This window comes from Paraburkholderia sp. BR13444, assembly GCF_040948755.1.
In the GTDB taxonomy this organism is placed as follows: domain Bacteria; phylum Pseudomonadota; class Gammaproteobacteria; order Burkholderiales; family Burkholderiaceae; genus Paraburkholderia; species Paraburkholderia youngii.
The window spans coordinates 61,892-80,550 of the sequence record NZ_JBFPKM010000024.1 but is presented as its reverse complement, the minus strand read 5'-3'; the positions used below and the strand labels follow the sequence as shown (position 1 = coordinate 80,550).

At 62.0% G+C, this 18,659-nt stretch carries 14 protein-coding genes; 2 read left to right on the top strand and 12 right to left on the bottom strand.

Translation table 11 applies throughout. From position 1 onward, the window contains the following. Positions 1-19 precede the first annotated feature (19 nt). The 7 genes from AB3X95_RS36975 to AB3X95_RS36945 all read right to left on the bottom strand — a co-directional run bounded on the left by AB3X95_RS36975 (position 20) and on the right by AB3X95_RS36945 (position 10,187). The gene (locus tag AB3X95_RS36975) at positions 20-712 is read right to left on the bottom strand and encodes a phosphatase PAP2 family protein (protein WP_368623840.1); all 693 of its coding nucleotides are present in this window, start codon (positions 710-712) and stop codon (positions 20-22) included. A 249-nt stretch (positions 713-961) separates the two neighbouring features. Continuing rightward, complete coding sequence (locus AB3X95_RS36970; protein ID WP_368623839.1) at positions 962-2,530, bottom strand: hypothetical protein; 1,569 nt, start codon at positions 2,528-2,530, stop codon at positions 962-964. Between the two features lie 486 nt (positions 2,531-3,016). Then, positions 3,017-4,336, bottom strand: coding sequence for an MFS transporter (locus AB3X95_RS36965; protein ID WP_176125537.1), 1,320 nt, complete (start codon positions 4,334-4,336; stop codon positions 3,017-3,019). A gap of 45 nt (positions 4,337-4,381) precedes the next feature. Continuing rightward, a complete protein-coding gene (gene tcuB / locus AB3X95_RS36960) occupies positions 4,382-5,599 on the bottom strand; it encodes a tricarballylate utilization 4Fe-4S protein TcuB (protein ID WP_311733512.1) in 1,218 nt (405 codons plus the stop codon). Continuing rightward, positions 5,586-6,995, bottom strand: coding sequence for an FAD-dependent tricarballylate dehydrogenase TcuA (gene tcuA, locus AB3X95_RS36955; RefSeq protein ID WP_368623838.1), 1,410 nt, complete (start codon positions 6,993-6,995; stop codon positions 5,586-5,588). Before tcuA ends, tcuB begins: the two co-directional genes overlap by 14 nt. A 52-nt stretch (positions 6,996-7,047) precedes the next feature. Then, complete coding sequence (locus AB3X95_RS36950; protein WP_176125534.1) at positions 7,048-8,013, bottom strand: LysR family transcriptional regulator; 966 nt, start codon at positions 8,011-8,013, stop codon at positions 7,048-7,050. A gap of 125 nt (positions 8,014-8,138) precedes the next feature. Next, positions 8,139-10,187 carry an ATP-binding protein gene (locus tag AB3X95_RS36945; RefSeq protein WP_368623837.1) on the bottom strand — a complete coding sequence of 683 codons (2,049 nt, stop codon included), beginning with the start codon at positions 10,185-10,187 and terminating at the stop codon, positions 8,139-8,141. Positions 10,188-10,487: 300 nt separating this feature from the next. Here AB3X95_RS36945 and AB3X95_RS36940 point away from each other — a divergent pair, with 300 nt between their 5' ends. Next, entirely contained in the window at positions 10,488-11,606 is a 1,119-nt protein-coding gene (locus tag AB3X95_RS36940) for a patatin-like phospholipase family protein (protein ID WP_368623836.1), read from the top strand. 64 nt (positions 11,607-11,670) lie between these two features. Here the strand turns inward: AB3X95_RS36940 and AB3X95_RS36935 are convergent, their stop codons facing one another. The 3 genes from AB3X95_RS36935 to hppD all read right to left on the bottom strand — a co-directional run bounded on the left by AB3X95_RS36935 (position 11,671) and on the right by hppD (position 15,553). After that, positions 11,671-12,876 (bottom strand): amino acid aminotransferase, encoded by a 1,206-nt coding sequence (locus tag AB3X95_RS36935; RefSeq protein ID WP_368623834.1) that lies wholly within the window; start codon positions 12,874-12,876, stop codon positions 11,671-11,673. A gap of 44 nt (positions 12,877-12,920) precedes the next feature. Continuing rightward, positions 12,921-14,306 (bottom strand): amino acid permease, encoded by a 1,386-nt coding sequence (locus AB3X95_RS36930; RefSeq protein WP_368623852.1) that lies wholly within the window; start codon positions 14,304-14,306, stop codon positions 12,921-12,923. Between the two features lie 173 nt (positions 14,307-14,479). Continuing rightward, positions 14,480-15,553, bottom strand: a complete 1,074-nt coding sequence (gene hppD, locus AB3X95_RS36925; RefSeq protein ID WP_368592888.1) for a 4-hydroxyphenylpyruvate dioxygenase — start codon at positions 15,551-15,553, stop codon at positions 14,480-14,482. Between the two features lie 288 nt (positions 15,554-15,841). Here hppD and AB3X95_RS36920 point away from each other — a divergent pair, with 288 nt between their 5' ends. Beyond that, complete coding sequence (locus AB3X95_RS36920; RefSeq protein ID WP_176125529.1) at positions 15,842-16,315, top strand: Lrp/AsnC family transcriptional regulator; 474 nt, start codon at positions 15,842-15,844, stop codon at positions 16,313-16,315. Positions 16,316-16,464: 149 nt separating this feature from the next. On the opposite strand, the gene AB3X95_RS36915 is transcribed toward AB3X95_RS36920, so the two are convergent. Together AB3X95_RS36915 and AB3X95_RS36910 are read right to left on the bottom strand one after the other, a co-directional pair. Beyond that, the gene (locus AB3X95_RS36915; RefSeq protein ID WP_184227776.1) at positions 16,465-17,217 is read right to left on the bottom strand and encodes an AAA family ATPase; all 753 of its coding nucleotides are present in this window, start codon (positions 17,215-17,217) and stop codon (positions 16,465-16,467) included. A gap of 9 nt (positions 17,218-17,226) precedes the next feature. After that, complete coding sequence (locus tag AB3X95_RS36910) at positions 17,227-18,654, bottom strand: tryptophanase (RefSeq protein ID WP_368623833.1); 1,428 nt, start codon at positions 18,652-18,654, stop codon at positions 17,227-17,229. Positions 18,655-18,659 lie beyond the last annotated feature (5 nt).

Genomic DNA, 18,659 nt, shown 5'->3' with positions numbered 1-18,659 from the left:
TCGATGCTGCTCGCCTAATTCATAGGTGTCTGATCACACTGCCGGCCAACTTGCGCAGTTCGTCGAACTGCGTGGCGAGTTCGAGGCACAGCATGAACGCCAGCGATGCTGACGGTCCCGGGTAACGCTCCATCCAACGCAGCGCCGGAGTAGCGTAGCGTACGCGAATCGCATCTCGCGTCATTAGATAGGTGATTCCGGCGCCGATGAGCGCGCCCACCAGCAAGTCGGACGGATAGTGAAAGCCGAGATAGGCGCGCGGCACGCAAATGACCAGCACCGCATAGATAAGCACCAGCACACCGACGGCCCGCCACACGAGGAAGATGCCAGTCGCGATCGCCATCCATAGCATTGCGTGATCGCTTGGGAAGGAACTCCATGTCGACAACTGTGCGTCGCCGATGACGCGACCCGCGAAGCGCAGATGCAACTCGCTGCTAAAGACGGGACGCACTCGGAACGGTAACCAGTGAGTCAGCAGCCTTCCGACGAAGAGCGCCAGGAGGCCGCTGAGAAGCGTTGCGAGCACCATTTCCCGCCGCCATTCGCGGCGATCGCCACGCTGAAACCACATCCACCACAGCAACGGTATGAGTACGAGCCCTTTGAACGTGTAGAGGTCTGCAATGACCTCTATGGTTTGGGTCGTGAGATTCTCGAAGTGGATGTTGGATAGATATGTTTCGATAGATGAATCGATGCTGTTCATTGTCTTGTAGGAATATCGAGCTGGTCCCATCGGAAATCAGCATGGTCCATTGGATGTGCCACATTTCACGACGCTTACTTTCACCGACAACTTCTACTGCACAATTTCATCGCAAACTTATGAGGATGGCCTACTACCTGAAGAGATCAAGGAACAACGGTAGTCTGCCCGATGCAACCCGTCGTATGATGCCTGGTAGAGACCGTATAACGCTCATGCGTCGTGGTGGCCTCCCGTCAAGATTCGAGCTCAGCGGGGGCGCAATTCATAGAGCCGATGTTCCGGCAAAGTCGCAACCAGTTGCCAACCATCAAGCGTCTCAGGTAGACGCCGGTACGGGTCGAGCACCGCAAGATAGACCGTCGTGAACCGGCTTTGAAGGTCCGGGAAACGATCCAGCAGTTCAGTCGACCAGGCGCGCAACATCTCTCCATTTGCCAAGACATTCGGTTTGCGGGTGGAGCTGTCGTCCTGGAACTCCCTCAATGCTACGTTCTCGCTCCGGTAAAGCACGGGTTGCTGCCCCGGTTTGAGATACAAATCCGGCACCAGAACGCCATTCACCGTTGCGAGCGCCACCACCTTGTCCAGATATGGATTCCAGCGGTGGGGGTCTTTCCATGGAGACCGGTCGGCGGTGTCCTGCTTGTACTGGAACAATACGGAACCGGCCTTCAGCGAAGCGAACGTATTGCGGTAAGCCTGAATGACAGGCCTGTCGCCACGCCAGTCTTCAGTCACAGTCACGATCCGGAAAACAAAGATAAGCGTGAGCGCGACTGCGCCGATACGTTGAAAACGTGGAGCCACCGAGGGCCGTATGCCGACCAACGCAGTCAGCAAAAACGCGAAGCTGATCGCACATCGCTCGATCACACCGTAGGAAGCAAATGCGTCAAACGGTGCGAGTAGGACTACCAGTGGAAGTGAAAACACGGTTATCCGGAACTCTGGCTCGCACGTCCACCATTTCAGAACGAGACCAATGGCCACGAACAGGCTCAAACCCGCCACGATCGCCACATCGCCCGCACGATTGCCCACCGAGAAGACATCGATGCAGAGAGCGAGCTTCGAAAGTACGTGAATAAGGCCGAAGTGAGTTGACCCGTGGAGGCCACCGGTGGTGCTGCGGACCAACAGTGCAAGAGGAAGCAGCAACGGAACGACGGTCGCGGCCGCGTGGCGAGCCATTGATTGACTCGAGATCTTCCCCTCGCGAAGAAGACAGCCAAGTTCCCACGTGCCTACGACCAGAGCGAAAACGGCGAGTGGAAACAGATGGCAAAAATAAATAACAAGGGCACTGCAGCACGAGACCACGATCCGCGCGAGGGTGGCTCTGCGCAACGCCACATGCGCAGCGATCGCCCAAAATGAAATGCCAAGACCGAACAGAAAGTTATCGTAGCCGCGGATGAGTATCCAGTTATAGAGGAGCAGGAAGCTGACAAGCGGCAACCATGACCAGCGACCATTGGCAACACGGCTCAACACCAGGCAGCCCGAGGTCAATAGCCCGAGTTCAGCGAGGGTAAATAGCCAGGCGGCCCATTCTACCGGTATGAGCTTCGTGAACCACGGGAGGGTCAAGTCCATGGCAAGGTCAGGCACGGCATCCCAATGAACCACAAAGTTTCTCGCATACGAAGCCGGATGAGAAAGGATATCGACCCTGACGATATTGTAAAAGTGTTGCCCGAGAGGCGGATATAGCGTGACGAGGAATGGCACCGACGCAACCACGGTCGCAACCAGCCACACACCCCATAGACGCACTAGCGAAATGCCAGTGTTCATCCGGTCGCTGACAGTCATCGAAACCTCGGAAGGTTGATTGGGAATTTGGAACCCTCCACGCAAGGCATTCTCGAATTGTTCTGTTCACCGAAATTTACGTTTCTCAAGGAAGCTGTCGCGCAGCTCTATTCGAGGACGTTTTCGGTCTCATAGTGCTATATGTCATTTTTTTTACAAGCATACGCGCGGGCCAACATAGCCATTTGTACGTCACCTCACACAAAGGTGAAGACATTCCTTCGGTGTCTCGCTGACGAAGGCACCCGTGAGGTTCCAGGACAGACGCAGCGCAGATGGAATGAAGCGATAAAGCAGACGAAAATCGCTTTGTTACGATGAACGGCCCGGCGTCGATACCTGCTAAGTAGATGGGAATGGCCGGCGCTGCTGCGCAAGCTGGATCGGATCGATCCGTCGTATCGGGAATGAGCGAGAGGGCGCCGCCAACCGTGGCGGCGCCCTCTCCATACAGCTCAGCACGTCAACGGCAACGCGCTAACAGCCTTACGCCGACGAACCAGTAGAAGCCGCCCGCTCCGCTCGCCGCCGATAGAGCCCAAGCGTCGCGCCAAGCCCGCACAGCGCGGCGAAACTGAGCCAGTAGCCGGGCGCGGCCTTGTCGTGTGTGGTTTCGATCAGGAAGGTCGACACGGCCGGCGTGAAGCCGCCGAACAGCGCCGTCGCGAGACTGAACGCCAGCGAAAAACCCGCGACGCGCACCTCCGCCGGCATGACCTCGGTGAGCGCGGCGACCATCGCGCCGTTATACATGCCGAAGAAGAACGAGAACCACAGCAGCACGCTCAGCATGCGGCCGAAGCTCGGCGCCGCGGCGAGCCACGACAGCGCCGGATACGCGGTGAAGATCGCCAGCACGGCAATGGCGAGCAGAATCGGCTTGCGGCCGATCCGGTCAGACAGCGCGCCGCCGATCGGCAGCCAGATGAAGTTCGACACGCCCACCAGCAACGTCACCATCAGGCTATCCGATGTCGACAGTTTGAGAACGGATTTGCCGAAGGTTGGCGTGTAGACGGTGATCAGATAGAACGTGGTCGTCGTCATCGCGGTGAGCAGCATGCCCGCGATCACCGTGCGCCAGTTGCTGAGCAGCATCGCGAAGATTTCGCGCGTCTGCGGATGATGCCGGCGCGCCTCGAACGCGGCGGTTTCCTGCAGCGAGCGGCGCAGCATGAACAGGAACGGCACGATCGCGCAGCCGATGAAGAACGGAATGCGCCAGCCCCACGCGCCGATCTGCTGCGCGCTCATCCAGTGATTCAATCCGTAGCCGAGCGCCGCCGCCATCACGATCGCGACCTGCTGGCTGGCCGACTGCCAGCTCGTGTAGAAACCCCTCGCGCCGGGCGTGGCCATTTCCGCGAGATACACCGACACGCCGCCCAGCTCCGCGCCCGCCGAGAAGCCCTGCAACAGCCGCCCGAGCAGAACGAGCGCGGGCGCGAGCAGGCCGATGGTCGCGTAACCTGGCACGCACGCGATCAGGATCGTGCCGCTCGCCATGATCGACAGCGTGACGATCAGGCCGGTACGCCGCCCCACCTTGTCGATATAGGCGCCGAGAAAGATCGCGCCCAACGGACGCATCAGAAAGCCCGCGCCGAACACGGCGAAGGTCAGCATCAGCGACGCGAACTCGCTCGACGCCGGAAAGAAAATCTTCGAGATCGACGTGGCGTAGAAGCCGAACAAAAAGAAGTCGAACTGCTCGAGGAAGTTGCCGCTCGTCACGCGCAGTACGGCCGCGGCTTTGGACGAGCGAGCCCCGACCGGGGTGCCGGCTAGTGGTTCGGTAGCGTTCATGAATATGTCCCCTGTTGTTATGCCAATATGCGGCGCGTGTCGCGCCTAGTCCGAGCCGAGACCCAAGGTATTGGGCTGGCGCTTTTCGATAGACGATTTGAGCAGCGCCGCCGAGCGGAAAATGCCGTGCGCGAACTTGCCGTACGGAAGCGTCGCGAACAAGGCGATCACGATGCCAAGATGCACCGCCAGCAGCCACGGCATCGCCGCCGTTTCGCGCAAAGCCATCAGCCCGAGGCCCGACGCGCTGGTGAGCAACAGCAGCGCGATGAAGGCACGGTCCATCGGACGCTGACGCGCATCGCCCTGCTCCGGACGGCGCTTCAGGTTGAGCCACAGCAGCCCCAAGGGCCCGACGATCAGGCCGATCCCGCCCGCCGTTCCCAGCAATACCGGCACGCTGAAGAACGGATACGGCGCTTCCTCGCCGAGCAGGTAGTGATAGAGCGTCGCCACCACCGTTGCCGCGAAACACAGCATGAACCCGTAGAACGTGAAGTGGTGAAAGCGCCGCCGCGCGAGCGTGAAGGCATCGTTGGATTCGTTGCAGCCGTCGCCATGCCCGCCGTCGAGATACTTGAGCGTCAGCGCGTTTTTCGCCGCTTCCGCCACGGCCGGCGTGCTCGCGTTCCCGGTTCCCGGCGACACGTCGCGCCAGAAGCGCGTCACGCCGATGCCGAGCGCCACGATCGCGAACAGGAAGACCGCGCCGAACATCGCCGCCAGCAGGTTGTGCGGGAAGATCGCGTAGAAGTTCGCGGGCGCGACGTTACCGCTCAATCCGCCATGCAGTGCGGTGCCGAGCAGCAGAAACAGCGCGAGCCCCGCCGCCAGCGCGACCGACAGCGTCACGCCATTGCGCTTGTACAAGCCGCCCAGCGCCTTGGGCCACGCGTATTCGGTGTAGGTTTCGAGGCGCACTTGCGCCATCGCCTTCGGCACGTTGACCGCGAATTCGTGCGGCGGCGCGTACTGGCATGCGTGGTAGCAGGCGCCGCAGTTATGGCACAGATTGGCCAGATAGTTGACGTCGGCCTTGCCGAATTCGAGGCGCCGCGTCATCGCCGGGAACACCGCGCAGAAGCCTTCGCAATAGCGGCACGCGTTGCAGATCTGCATCTGGCGCGCCACTTCGCCTTCGCTTGTGGTCAGCGGCACGATCGGAATCACGCGCGAGCCGCCGCGCGTGCGTTGCATATCCTGCTTCGATTCGAACGCCGCGGCGCGCGTGCGTTCGGACGCGAGCGTGTCAGTTTGCTGCACAGGAAACCTCCGTAGTCTGCAGTGCGGCGCGCGCGGCCTGAGTGCCGGCAATGCGCCCGAACGCCGTGCCGATCGACATGCCGACACCCGCTGTATAGCCCTTGCCGAGCACGTTGCCCGCCATCATCTCGCCCGCGACGAACAGGTTCTCGCTCGCCTCGCCGCCGAAGTGCACCTGCGCGCGGTCGTTGGTCTTCAGCCCGAGATACGTGAACGTGATGCCGGGACGCAATGCGTAGCCGTAGAACGGCGGCGTGTCGATGGGGCGGGCCCAGTGCGTCTTGGGCGGTGTGACGCCTTCCGTGTGGCAGTCGTCGAGCGAGGTGTGATCGAAGGTGCCGACCCGGCATGACTCGTTGTAACGCGACAGCGTCTGCACGAAGCGTGCTTCCGGCAGCTTCAGTTGGCGCGCGAGTTCGGGCAGCGTGTCGGCCTTCACGCCAGGAAACACCGGCGGCATGAAGCGGCCGATCGCCTTCGAATCGATGATCGAGTAGCCGATCTGTCCCGGCTGATGCGCAACGAGGCGTCCCCAGATCGCATAGCGTTTCGGCCAGAAGTCCTCGCCTTCGTCGTAGAAGCGCTCGGCCTCGCGATTGACGACCACGCCCAGCGACACGCAGTCGATGCGCGTGCAGATGCCACCGTCATAGAGCGGCGCGCGCGCATCGATGGCCACGCAGTGCGACTGCGACGGATCGCCGATCATGTCCGCGCCGGCATCCATCATGTGGCGGATCAGCACGCCCTTGTTGAAACGCGTGCCGCGGATCAGGAAGTTGTCGGCGGGCCACTCGCCGCGCTCGTTTTGCCCCCAGGCCTCGCGCAGCCATTCGCGGTTCGATTCGAAGCCGCCCGCCGCCAGCACGCAGGCGCGCGCCTCGAAGCGCTGGCTGCCACTCCTGGCCGCGACGAAACGGCCGCCGTCCAGTTCCAGCGAATCGACCGGCGTGTCATAGCGAATCTCGACGCCCAGCGCCTCGGCACTGCGGTAATACGCATTCACGAGCGCCTTGCCGCCACCCATGAAAAACGCGTTGGTGCGCGCCACATGCAGCGCGCCCGACAGCGGCGGCTGAAAGCGCACGCCGTGCTTTTGCATCCAGGGCCGGCACGACGACGACGCGCGAATCGTCAGGCGCGCGAGATGCTCATTCGTGATGCCGCCGGTGACCTTCAGCAGGTCTTGCCAGAATTCTTCTTCCGGATAGGCATCGACGAGCACGTCCTGCGGCGCGTCGTGCATGCAGCGCAAATTGCGGGTGTGTTGGGAATTGCCGCCGCGCCATTCGCGCGGCGCCGATTCGAGAAGCAGAACCGACGCGCCGGTTTCGCGCGCCATCAATGCCGCGCAGAGCGCCGCATTGCCTCCTCCGATTACGAGTACGTCGACCATCTTGTGGGCCTCCTTTCGGACGCACTCTAAAGGTCGCGCTCGTCCTCCGCCATCAGCGGGCCGTCAACAGGCCTTCAGTTTTTGTGAAGCCCTCCGACTGACGCAGGCGCGCGCCGGGCCAGCGGCCTTCGCGCACCAGTTCGCGCGCGACGTCGGCGAGCACCACGCGCGCGGCGAGCCCCGCAGGTGAAAGCTCGTCGTCGGAGATGCTCGCGATCATATTGGGCCGCACGGCGAAGCTTTCGGACACGGGCACGCTAGCCAGTACCGCGTTCTCCGGCCGCGCGAGTGCGGCGCCGGGCTGGATGGTCGCGGCGATGCCTGAGCGCACGACGTCCATCAGCAGCGCGAGGCCGTCTACTTCGGCCGCGATGTTCGGTTCATATTTGGCCCGCTTGAACGCGGCGGACAGCAGCGAGCGCAGGCCGTGCGCGCCGCTCGGAAGAACGAGGGGAAGCTTGCCGAGTTGCCCGAGACGCACGCTCGCGCCCGACGGCATGCCTTCGAGCTCGTGCCGGCCGATCACGAACAGCCGCTCGTCGAGCAGCGACACGACGCTCCAGCGCTGCGCGGGCTCCGGGCGAAACAGCACGGCAAGATCGATCTGGCGTGCGCTCAGCATCGACGCGAGATAGCCGGACAGGCTTTCGACGATGCGCAGCCGCACGTCGGGATAGCGCGCGCGCATGGCCTGCATGAACGGCACCCCGAGCACGCTGGCGGTGCTGGGCGCCATGCCGACGCTGACGTGGCCCGAGAGCCGGGCAGCGCGCGCGGCGAGCGCCGCGTCGTCGATATGACGCAGCGCGAGTTGCGCCTGACGCCAGAACGCGAGACCGGCATCGGTCGGCACGACACCACTGGAGGTGCGCTGCAGCAGGCGCGTCGACAGTTCGCCTTCGAGGCGGCTGATCTGCTGACTCAGCGCGGAAGTGACGACGCCGAGTTCGAGCGCGGCCTTTCCCATGCTGCCGTGTTCGACGACGCTTAGGAAATAGCGTAATTGTCTGAGTTCCATTTCACGATCGGCGTGGACGAGAATCGCGGCTATTGTCGCAGATTGGAAACGGGTACTGACGGCGGGTCACGGCTCGCGTTTACGTGAATACCTCGCGATCATCCGCCGGAGTGACGGTCGGTGGGTTATCCGCTCGATTGGCGACGGAGGTCTGGATTTTCGCCGGTCATCCGCCTGATGATCGCGAGCAGCTCTTCGATATCGACGGGTTTGACTAGATGCGTATCGCACCCCGCCTGCGCCGAGTGAGCCACGTCCTCAGGCTGTCCGTATCCCGAGACGGCGACGATTTCGAGGCGCTTGCCCGCCGCCTGATGATCCCTCAGCCGACGCGCAACCTCATAGCCGCTGATTCCCGGCAGCCCAAGATCGAGGAACACGATCTGCGGCTCGAACGCAGCGGCTATCTGAAGCGCGTCTTCGCCGCTGTGCGCGGTGCGCACATCGTGCGCGTCGAGAATCATGGCGAGCGATAGTGCGGCGTCGCTGTTATCTTCGACGATCAGAACACGCAATGGGTCGGACGCCGGTCGACCGGCCTCGGCACCGTCCTTCGCGTCCTGGTGGCGGGCCTGGCAAACGGGTAGACGTATTTCGAATTCGCTGCCCCTGTTCTTGCCTTCGCTCCTCGCGGCAATGGTCCCGCCGTGCATCTCGGTCAGCGTCTTGCACACCGACAGCCCGATCCCAAGACCGCCCCTCGACGGCTCGCCGTGGCAGGAACCCTGTACGAACAGATCGAACACGTGAGGCAGTGCGTCGTCCGAAATACCCGTGCCGGTGTCCGACACGGTCACGGATACTTCCCGGCCGACGAGCGTCGCGCACACGACGATCCTGCCACCGTCGTCGGTGTATTTGATCGCGTTATCGAGCAGATTCGAAAATGTCTGGGTGATCCGCGCCGGGTCGCCGTGCACGTACACCGGGTGCTCCAGCGGCAGACGCACGATGTCGTGATGCCGCTGCGACGCAGCCGGCATCGTGATCTCGAGAGCGTGGTCGAGTGCCAGCCTGATATCGAAGACCTCGCGCTTCAACTCGATCTTGCCGGTGGTGATTCTCGATACATCGAGCAGGTCGTCGATCAGATGCGACAGGTGACCGGTCTGGCGTTCGATCACATTGCGCAGCCACTCGCGTTTGGCGGGATCGGCTCCCGCGCTGTGACCCAGCAGATGCGCGGCGTTGCGCACGGGCGCCAACGGATTGCGCAGCTCGTGCGCGAGCGTGGCCAGAAAGATGTCCTTGCGGCGATCGGCGTCGCGCAGTTTCGCCTCCGCGTCGGCCCGCTCCGTCACGTCGCACAAGCTGCCGATGAACGTGTAATCGTCCTGATGAATGGGCGGTCGCAGATACCCGAACATTTCGACGGTCCTCAGCGCACGGTCGCTTATGCGGTGCAGCCGGAACGCGACATGCACCGGCTCGCCGGAGACCCGCCGGGCCTGGAAATGGCGTCGCAGCAGTTCGACATCGTCCGGATGAACGACCGACGTCATGAACTCGGTTTCCGTCAACGGGCCCCTGTCCTCGGGCTGCCCGGTGATTTCGTACATCCGGCGGTTTTCCCACACGCCTTGTCGCGACGCGCCACACCACTCGAAGATGCCGATGCCGGCCGCGCTCGTCGCGACACGCAGCCGCTCCTCCGTGAGCTTCAGCGCGGTCAGCGCCGTGCGCAGGCTGTCCTGTGCCGCCGCCACCTCGGCCTCCTGACGTTGCATGTAGGCCTCGATCGCGTTTTCGATCATCGCGCGAAAGGTGCGCTCGACAATGTCGTGCGCCCGCATGTGAACGTCGACGGAAGCGGCGACGGGACCGAAATACGCGCGGATCTCGTGCTTCAGAAAGCGCTGCATCAGATCCATGTTGCGAAACAGATCCGTGACCCGCCAGTCGTCCGGCCAGAACCTGCCGGGCTGCGCGATACCTACGTGATCGGTTAAAGACGCGTCGCTGTCGGCGACCAGCAAGGAAGCGCATACCTCGGCCAGCATGTAGGCGAAACAGGCAGTCAGTCCCTGCCCGCTGTCCGCACCGGGGTGCGCGCCCTGCTCCGAAGTCTCGGCGATCCAGCGCTGCATCAGCTGCTCACGGGTACGCCCCAGCCTGCGCGCCAGCCCATTTAGCGTGATCGCGCCTCGGGAATTCTGGTCGAAATCCCGTTTCATCGAGGCGCCCCCGGACAAGCGCGGTGAGCCCGCGATGCCGCCCTGGCACGCTGGCTTATGTCATTCAACTTCTCTCTCATGGCCCGTTTTTTATCGGATATGTCGCTTGCGACTATTAATAGTATCGATCGGCCGAAGTTGGACCCCGGCCCGCCGCAAATCGTCTGACACTGTACCTGCTGCCGGGCGGCGGTTTAACCGAGACAAACCCGCAGCCGCGTCTGGCGAGGCTAGACCAAACGCGTGACACTTACGGGTAAGATTGCCCGAACGCGATCAAGACGCGAAGGAGCCGTGACGATGGAGGAACCTCGGAACTCGACGCGGCACAAGGGCCCCAAGGTCGCGTTTGCCCTGCAAGGCGGCGGTTCGCACGGCGCGTTCACGTGGGGTGTGCTGGACCGTCTGCTGGAGGCCTCGTCGCAGGCAATGCCACTCGATATCGCGGCAATCAGCGGCGCGAGCGCGGGCGGCATCAATGCGACGCTGTGCGCGGCGGGTCTCGCAACCAGCGGGGCAACGAAAGCACGCGACATGCTGCGCGCGTTTTGGGAAGCGGTATCGCGCGCCGGCGCGCTGGCGGGCAACGCGCTCGTCGGCTTTTCCGAACCTGGCCCATTCGGCGGCTGGAATATCGACTGGAATCCCGCCGCCATCATGCTGGAGGCCGTCGGACTCGTCGCTTCGCCTTATGGCAATCCGTTCTACCGCGATCCGCTCGGGCCGGTGATCCGTTCCGCGCTCCCCGAGCACGATCTCGCCGCGCTCAATACGACGCGCGACGGCCCGCAACTATTCATTTGCGCAACCGACGTACGAACCAACCAACGCGCAATCTTCACCCGCCCCGCTATTTCGATTGACGTATTGCGCGCTTCCGCATGCCTGCCGAACGAGTTTCGCACCGTCAGCGTGGACGGCATACCGTACTGGGATGGTGGTTATCTGGGCAACCCGCCTTTGGCGCCGTTGATCGAGCATGCCCAGGACCTGATTCTCGTGCTCGCGAATCCGTTCGTGCGCCACGATATGCCGCCCAAAGATGCGCGCGGCATTCTCGAACGGCTCAATGAAATCGGTTTCAACGCGTCCGTGGTGCTGGAGATCAACGCGATCGAAGCGGTCAACCACGTGCTCGATTCGGTCGGCGAGGAAGCGGCGAGCAAGAGCCGCTACAAGCCCGTCAGGTTTCACCTGATTCGCGACGACGAATTTTTGGCGAAGTTCGGATTCGTGTCGAAGAGCAGCACGTCCTGGTCATTGCTCAGCACGCTGTTCGAGCGTGGCCGTGAAGTCGCCGACGTATGGCTCAAGGGCGGCTACGCGAAGCTCGGGCAAGCGTCTTCGGTGGACGTCAAGGCTTCGTTGATCGATCCGACGCTCAAGCACAGCGGCAACGCGAGCGCGCGACGAAACTGACATGGACGGACGGCGCATTTAACGACATCGCGTAGCAGGCTGGCGCGCTCAGCCTGCGGTGCTGTCAATCGCCTGCGCGCGAGATGACCTTAGCGATGGCCTGCGCCGCCGTCGCAACGTTGTTGTCATTGAGCGCGGCGACGCACATGCGCCCGGACCGGATCAGGTAGACGCCGTGCCGTTCGCGCAGCGTGTCGACCTGCTCCGCCGAGAGCCCCGTGTACGTGAACATGCCGCGCTGCTCGAGGTAGCGCGCGAGCATCGTGTCCGGCACCTTGCCGCGCAGGCATTCATGGATCTCCGCGCGCATGCGCATGATGCGCCGGCACATCGAGGCAAGCTCCTGTTGCCACGATTGCCGCAGCGCCGGTGTGGTCAGCACGCGCGCTACGATCTTCGCGCCATGCGTCGGCGGATTGCTGTAGTTGGCGCGCACAGCGCTCGTCAATTGACCCAATACGCGCGCGGCAATATCCGGTGACTCACAAATCACCGACAGTCCGCCACACCGCTCGCCATACAGCGAGAAGTTCTTCGAGAACGAATTGGCCACCAACGCCGGCACGTTCTGGCGCACCAGTTCACGAATCGCGAATGCGTCGGCGTCGATACCAGCGCCGAAGCCTTGGTACGCCATGTCGATAAATGGCAGCAGGTTCCGCTTTCCAATGACCTCGATCAGTTGCACCCATTGCGCGTCGTTCAGATCGACACCCGTCGGGTTGTGACAGCACGCGTGCAGCAGGACGACGCTGCGCGCCGGCAGAGCGTCGATGGCCGATAGCATCTCTTCGAACTTCAGACCGCCGCTCGACTCGTCGTAGTATGGGTACGCGTTGACTTCGAATCCGGCGCGCTCGAAGATGAAGCGGTGGTTTTCCCACGTCGGATCGCTGATCCATACCCGCGAGCCCGCAAAGTAGCGCTTGATGAAATCCGCACCGACCTTCAGCGCACCCGAGCCGCCCAAGGTCTGCACGGTCGCGATGCGCCCCTCGGTACGCGCCGCCGAGTCGTCGCCGAACACCAGCGATTGCACGGCATCGCGGTAGTGGGCGAAGCCCGCCATCGGCAGGTACGGCTTGGGACCGAGCTCGGCGAGCAGTTGTCCTTCGGCCTCGCGTACCGCTTGCATCACCGGCAAACGGCCTTGATCGTCGTAGTAAATGCCGATGCTCAGATTGACCTTGTGGTCGCGCGAATCCTTCGCGAAGTTTTCGTTCAAAGTGAGGATCGGGTCGCCCGCATAGGCATCGATATGTTCGAACATGCTAGTTCCTTGAATCAGGCCAAAAGATTGCAAAAGCGCCGTGCCTAGCGCGTCGGCACGCCAACGGCAACCGAGGCGCCCGCCCGCCTGTTGCGCAAGCGGTAGCCGACGCCCAGCGCAACGAGCCAAACGGGGATCAGGTAGACCGACATGCGCAGATCCGGTATCAGCCACATCACGACCAGAATGCCGGCAAGGAAGATCAGGCAAAGATAGTTGGTAAGCGGATAACCGAGGCTGCGGAATAGGGTCGTCTCACCGGCGCGCGCTTTCGCAGCGCGGAAACGCAAATGAATGATGCTGATCATTGCCCAGTTGATGATCAGCGCCGAGACGACGAGCCCCATCAGCAGCTCGAATGCCTTGCCCGGCATCAGATAGTTGATTACCACGCAGGCGGCCGTCGCCACGGCGGACACACCCAGCGCGACGAGCGGAATCCCGCGCGCGTTGACCTTCAGCAGAGCGCGCGGCGCATTGCCCTGGCCTGCGAGGCCGTAAAGCATGCGGCTGTTGCAATAGACACCGCTGTTGTACACCGACAGCGCGGCGGTGAGCACCACCGCATTGAGCACGTTGGCGACGAAGTTGCTATTCATCGCGTGGAAGATCAGCACGAACGGACTACCGCCCGCGACGACTTTTTCCCACGGATACAGCGACAGCAGCACGCCGAGTGCGCCGACGTAGAAAATCAGGATCCGGTAGATCACCTGGTTGGTCGCGCGCGGGATCGTGTGCGAAGGATCTTCGGCCTCGGCGGCCGTAATGCCGACGAGTTCCAGTCCACCGAACGAGAACATGATGACGGCCATCGCCATCACGAGACCCGACACGCCGTTCGGGAAGAAGCCGCCGTGGCGCCACAGATTGGCCACGCCCGCCTCAGGACCCGCATGGCCCGAAATCAGCAGATAGCCGCCGAAGCCGATCATGCCAACGATCGCCGCGACCTTGACGATCGAGAACCAGAATTCGAGTTCGCCGTACGACTTCACGCTCGTGAGGTTGATCGCGTTGATCACGCCGAAGCATACGAGCGCGGAGACCCACGTTGGCAGTCCTGGCCACCAGTACTGCATGTAGATGCCAACGGCCGACAGTTCCGCCATGGACACGAGCACGTACAGCACCCAGTAATTCCACCCGGAAACAAAGCCAGAGAATTGCCCGCAGTATTTGCCTGCGAAGTAACTGAAAGAACCTGCGACGGGTTCGTCAACGACCATTTCGCCGAGTTGCCGCATGATGAAGAAAGCGACGATGCCCGCGACCGCGTACCCGAGCAACACGGACGGCCCAGCCGTCTTGATGGTCTGCGCGATGCCGAGAAACAGGCCCGTGCCGATTGCGCCTCCTAGCGCGATCAACTGAATGTGACGATTCTTCAGGCCGCGCTTTAGCGTGCCCTGTTCCTGGTGTGCCACGATGTTGTCTCCTGTGTCCTGCGGTTGGTTCTGGACGCCACGCCTCGCTTTTTTCGCCTGCTCGGGTCAGAGCAGGCGAAATATGCCGAGGCCTCACAGCCGACGCTTGCGACGCCGGTGCCGTTTCTTGCTGGGATAGGTATGGTTCAAGCGGCGATGAACGGGTTGCATGCGCGTCAAACTTTCAGCGTGCCCCGCTCGATCTGATCGCGTTCGAGCGACTCGAAAAGTGCCTTGAAATTGCCTTCCCCGAAACCTTCATCGCCCTTTCGCTGGATGAATTCGAAAAAGACGGGGCCAAGCAGCGGTTTGGAAAAAATCTGTAGCAACAGGCGCGGCGATCCATCCGCAGTCGTTCCATCGAGAAGAATGCCGCGCGACTGCAATTCGCCAACCGGTTGACCGTGGCCTGGCAGGCGGGTTTCGAGCGCATCGTAGTAGTAGCTGTTCGGCCCGGTCATCAGCGGCACGCCAGCCATCTGCAGGTTGTCGATCACCGCGATCAGATCGTCGGTCAGAAAGGCGATGTGTTGAATGCCCTCGCCGTTGAAGGCCATGAGAAATTCTTCGATCTGGCCGCTCCCCTTGCCGGATTCCTCGTTCAATGGAATGCGGATCTTGCCGTCCGGCGCCGTCATCGCCTTCGACGTAAGCCCCGTGTATTCGCCCTCGATGTCGAAGTAGCGTAGCTCCCGGAAGTTGAACAGCGTCTCGTAGAAGTTGGCCCAATAGGTCATGCGGCCGCGATAAACGTTGTGCGTCAGATGATCGACGAGGCGCAAGCCATGACCGGCCGGCCGGCGCTCGACACCTTCGATGAATTCGAAATCGATGTCGTAGATCGACTTGCCGTCTTCGAAGCGGTCGATCAGATAAAGCGGCGCGCCGCCAATGCCTTTGATTGCCGGCAATCGCAACTCCATCGGACCGGTTGCGATTTCGATCGGCTGAGCGCCCAGCGAGAGCGCGCGGGCGTAGGCCTTGTGCGAATCCTTCACGCGAAATGCCATGCCGCACGCACTCGGGCCATGTTCGGCGGCAAAGTAAGCGGCCTGACTATTGCGCTCCCTATTCACGATGAAGTTGATTTCGCCCTGGCGGTAAAGCAGCACGTCTTTCGAACGGTGGCGAGCCACCAGTGTGAAGCCCATTTGCTCGAACAGCGGTTCGAGGACATTGGGTACGGGCGAGGCGAATTCAACGAATTCGAAGCCCATCAGTTGCATTGGATTGTCAAACAGGTCGGCCATGATTTCTCAGGTTCAGCGGAGGATGAATGATTGGTGGCGATCGACGGGCACTGACTGATGCGGAGGCATGTTGGAAAAATGCAAGAAAATTTCCCCATTGGTCACGCAGGGAGAGGCCCTCGAGCCACCTGCTCATCTGACCACCCTTCCCAGCACACGCGCTCGTGTCGCAGCACCATCTGGAATCAGTTTAATTTTTTATCGATGCAATAGGATTTCCTAGCGGACGCAGACAAACCCTGATTTGTGCATTAACATTTCATTTCACTGCGGAACGAGGAAATAAGAGTGCATACAATCGACATCGACCGAATCGACGTGCGTTTGCTGGAGATTCTTCAGTCGCGAGGGCGCATCTCCAATCTCGAGTTGGCGGAGGCGATCAAGCTTTCGCCCGCGCAAACGCTGAGGCGTCATCGCCGGCTCGAGGAAATGGGCGTAATCAAGTGCTACGAGACGCGGCTCGATGCGCAGCTGCTGGGCTTCGGCGTAGTGGCTTTCATCCAGGTGACGATGGAGCGAGGCCATGTGCGCGACCTGTCGAAGTTCAAGCGAATGATCTCGGAACTCACCCAGGTTCAGGAATGCTTCGTCGTAACGGGTGATATCGATTACATGCTCAAAGTCGTCGCGCACGACCTGAAAGCGCTGTCGGAGTTTCTACTGGATACGCTGATGCGTATTCCGGGCGTGAGCGGAGTCAAGTCCAGCGTTTGCCTCGATGAAATCAAATGTACAGGCGCTGTCCCGTTGGCGGCCTAGTGAATCGACTCGGAGACCGTACTGACGCGGGTTTGTTTCCATGCAACATGGTCCTGTCTCGAAGGATAGATGCTCACCAAAACGTGTCGACGTGCATTTTGTCGCACACCTCGACGCCAGGATGCGGCGTGTCGGCGCAGGTCGAAGCCTTAGCACGCCGCCAGGGTTCGTGCAGCGTGTTCCGCCGCGATAGGGCCCAACCGCCCCGCAACCCGTTCGATAGCCGCGATATGACTGAGTGCCGCGCGGTACGTCTCGTCGATACTCCGCTCCCCATCCAGCGCGACGACGCCATTGACGTCGAACACGGCACGATAGGCCGCCACCTGACGCGTCAGAAAACTCATCGGCGGCGGCTGGTCGTTCACGTCGTTCCTTGAGCGCACGCGGCGGTGTGAAGTCGCGCCGGAAACGTTCAGACCAAAGGCGACGTCGGGCCGCAGCACATGGCCAGCGATGCTGCGGAGCACCGGCGCAGTCTCAGCCGGATCGGAACGCGTGCCGATCTCGGCCTGAGAGGTGAACACGTAGCGGTCGCAAAAGACTACGTCGCCGCGTTCCAGTGCCGGTATGACCGTGTCGGTCAGGTGCTGGACGAGGTCGCCCATGATGGACAGCAGAATGCCCAGCATGTCGACGCGACGTACGCTTGCGTCGGGCCCCAGGCTGGCTTTAGAGGCATGCCAGTGGCCGTCGACCATATCCCGGAACACTGCGTCCTTGCGAATGCGACTGGTCGGCGTAAACGTCGTCACGCAATTGAGCCCGGCACAAGTGCACGCGCTTTCGAGCTTTTCCATCAGTGAAGACTTCCCGGCCCCATCCACGCCGCACAACGTGACCAGCACGCCGGGATAAGCATGCGGTTTGAGCTCGAGCGCTTCGAACACGGCATTCGACATGAAATCACCTCAGACCATCACTTCGCGACACTCCGCAAGCACCTCGTCACGGGCCTCGATCGGTGCGAGCACCGCGGTGAAGTGCTTGAGAATCGGCGGTGCCGAGACGATGCGCATACCGCGGATCGAATCGCGTCGCTGGTAGACCCGGATCAACGCCGCCGCAACCGCCGCGAGGTGGCTATCGGTGTAGACGCGGCGAGGAATGGCGAGCCTCAGCAGTTCCAGCCTCGGGGCGCTGACCGCGCCCGTCGATGGATCTTCTTTCAGGAACGCCAACGAGCCCAGACCGACGGCGCGCACGCCGCCCTCCAGGTAAAGCTCGGAAGCCAGCGCCTCGGCTGGGAACTCCGAGCGCGGCACGTGCGGCAAGAAGGCGGCCGCATCGACATACACCGCGTGTCCGCCGGTCGGCCTGAGGATCGGAACGCCGCCGGCAAGCAGTGTGTCTCCTAGCCGTTCGACCTGACCCACGCGGTGTTGCAGGTATCTGTCGTCGACCATCTCGCGCAGACCGATCGCGAGCGCTTCGAGATCGCGGCCTGCCATCCCTCCGTAGGTGACGAAGCCTTCGTGCAGCACGAGCAGCGGCACGACCTGCTCGTAGAGCGCGCGCGACCGTGTCGCGAGCAAGCCGCCGATGTTGACCAGCGCATCCTTTTTGCAACTGAACGTGCAGCCGTCGGCGTAGGAAAACTGCTCCTTCAGAATTTCCGCCACCGACCGGTTCGCATAGCCGCTCTCGCGCTGCTGGATGAAATAAGCATTCTCCGCGCAGCGCGCCGCGTCGAAGTACACGGGAATCGCAAACTCATCGGCCAACGCTTTCACCGCGCGCAGGTTCGCCATCGATACCGGCTGTCCGCCGCCCGCGTTGTTCGTCAGCGAGACCATGACTAGCGGAACGTTGTCGCGTCCTTCGCTCTCGATCACGTTGCGCAGTTTCTGCACGTCCACGTCGCCCTTGAACGGATGCTCGACAGAGGGTTGGTAGCCGATTTCGGCGACGCACGAGATCGCGGTCCCGCCGGCAATCGATACGTGCGCCTCGGTCGAATCGAACGGGGCGTTGAACGGCACCACCTGGCCCGGGCGCACGAGGGTTCGGAACAGGAAGTGCTCGGCCGGCCGTCCCTGGTGAGTCGGCAATACGTATTCGAAGCCGAGCATGTCCCGCACCGCCTGCGTCAGCTTGGTAAAGCTGCGGGAGCCGGCATACGACTCGTCGCCGGTCATGATGCCCGCCCACTGGTTCGCGCTCATCGCGCAGGTGCCGCTGTCCGTCATCAGATCGATATAGACGTCGTCGGCTTCGAGGCGAAACACGTTGTACCCGGCAGCGGCAAGCCGCGCCTGCCGTTGCTCGCGGTCGATCAGCCTGATCGGCTCGACCATCTTGATCCTGTACGGCTCAGGCTGGCTGTTTTCTAAAAGCATGCACT

What these genes read in the sequence shown, in the direction of transcription:
- AB3X95_RS36975 (WP_368623840.1), bottom strand. Translation starts at nt 712, where the DNA reads ATGAACAGCATCGATTCATCTATCGAAACATATCTATCCAACATCCAC.
- AB3X95_RS36970 (WP_368623839.1), bottom strand. Translation starts at nt 2,530, where the DNA reads ATGACTGTCAGCGACCGGATGAACACTGGCATTTCGCTAGTGCGTCTA.
- AB3X95_RS36965 (WP_176125537.1), bottom strand. Translation starts at nt 4,336, where the DNA reads ATGAACGCTACCGAACCACTAGCCGGCACCCCGGTCGGGGCTCGCTCG.
- tcuA (WP_368623838.1), bottom strand. Translation starts at nt 6,995, where the DNA reads ATGGTCGACGTACTCGTAATCGGAGGAGGCAATGCGGCGCTCTGCGCG.
- AB3X95_RS36950 (WP_176125534.1), bottom strand. Translation starts at nt 8,013, where the DNA reads ATGGAACTCAGACAATTACGCTATTTCCTAAGCGTCGTCGAACACGGC.
- AB3X95_RS36945 (WP_368623837.1), bottom strand. Translation starts at nt 10,187, where the DNA reads ATGAAACGGGATTTCGACCAGAATTCCCGAGGCGCGATCACGCTAAAT.
- AB3X95_RS36940 (WP_368623836.1), top strand. Translation starts at nt 10,488, where the DNA reads ATGGAGGAACCTCGGAACTCGACGCGGCACAAGGGCCCCAAGGTCGCG.
- AB3X95_RS36935 (WP_368623834.1), bottom strand. Translation starts at nt 12,876, where the DNA reads ATGTTCGAACATATCGATGCCTATGCGGGCGACCCGATCCTCACTTTG.
- hppD (WP_368592888.1), bottom strand. Translation starts at nt 15,553, where the DNA reads ATGGCCGACCTGTTTGACAATCCAATGCAACTGATGGGCTTCGAATTC.
- AB3X95_RS36915 (WP_184227776.1), bottom strand. Translation starts at nt 17,217, where the DNA reads ATGTCGAATGCCGTGTTCGAAGCGCTCGAGCTCAAACCGCATGCTTAT.
- AB3X95_RS36910 (WP_368623833.1), bottom strand. Translation starts at nt 18,654, where the DNA reads ATGCTTTTAGAAAACAGCCAGCCTGAGCCGTACAGGATCAAGATGGTC.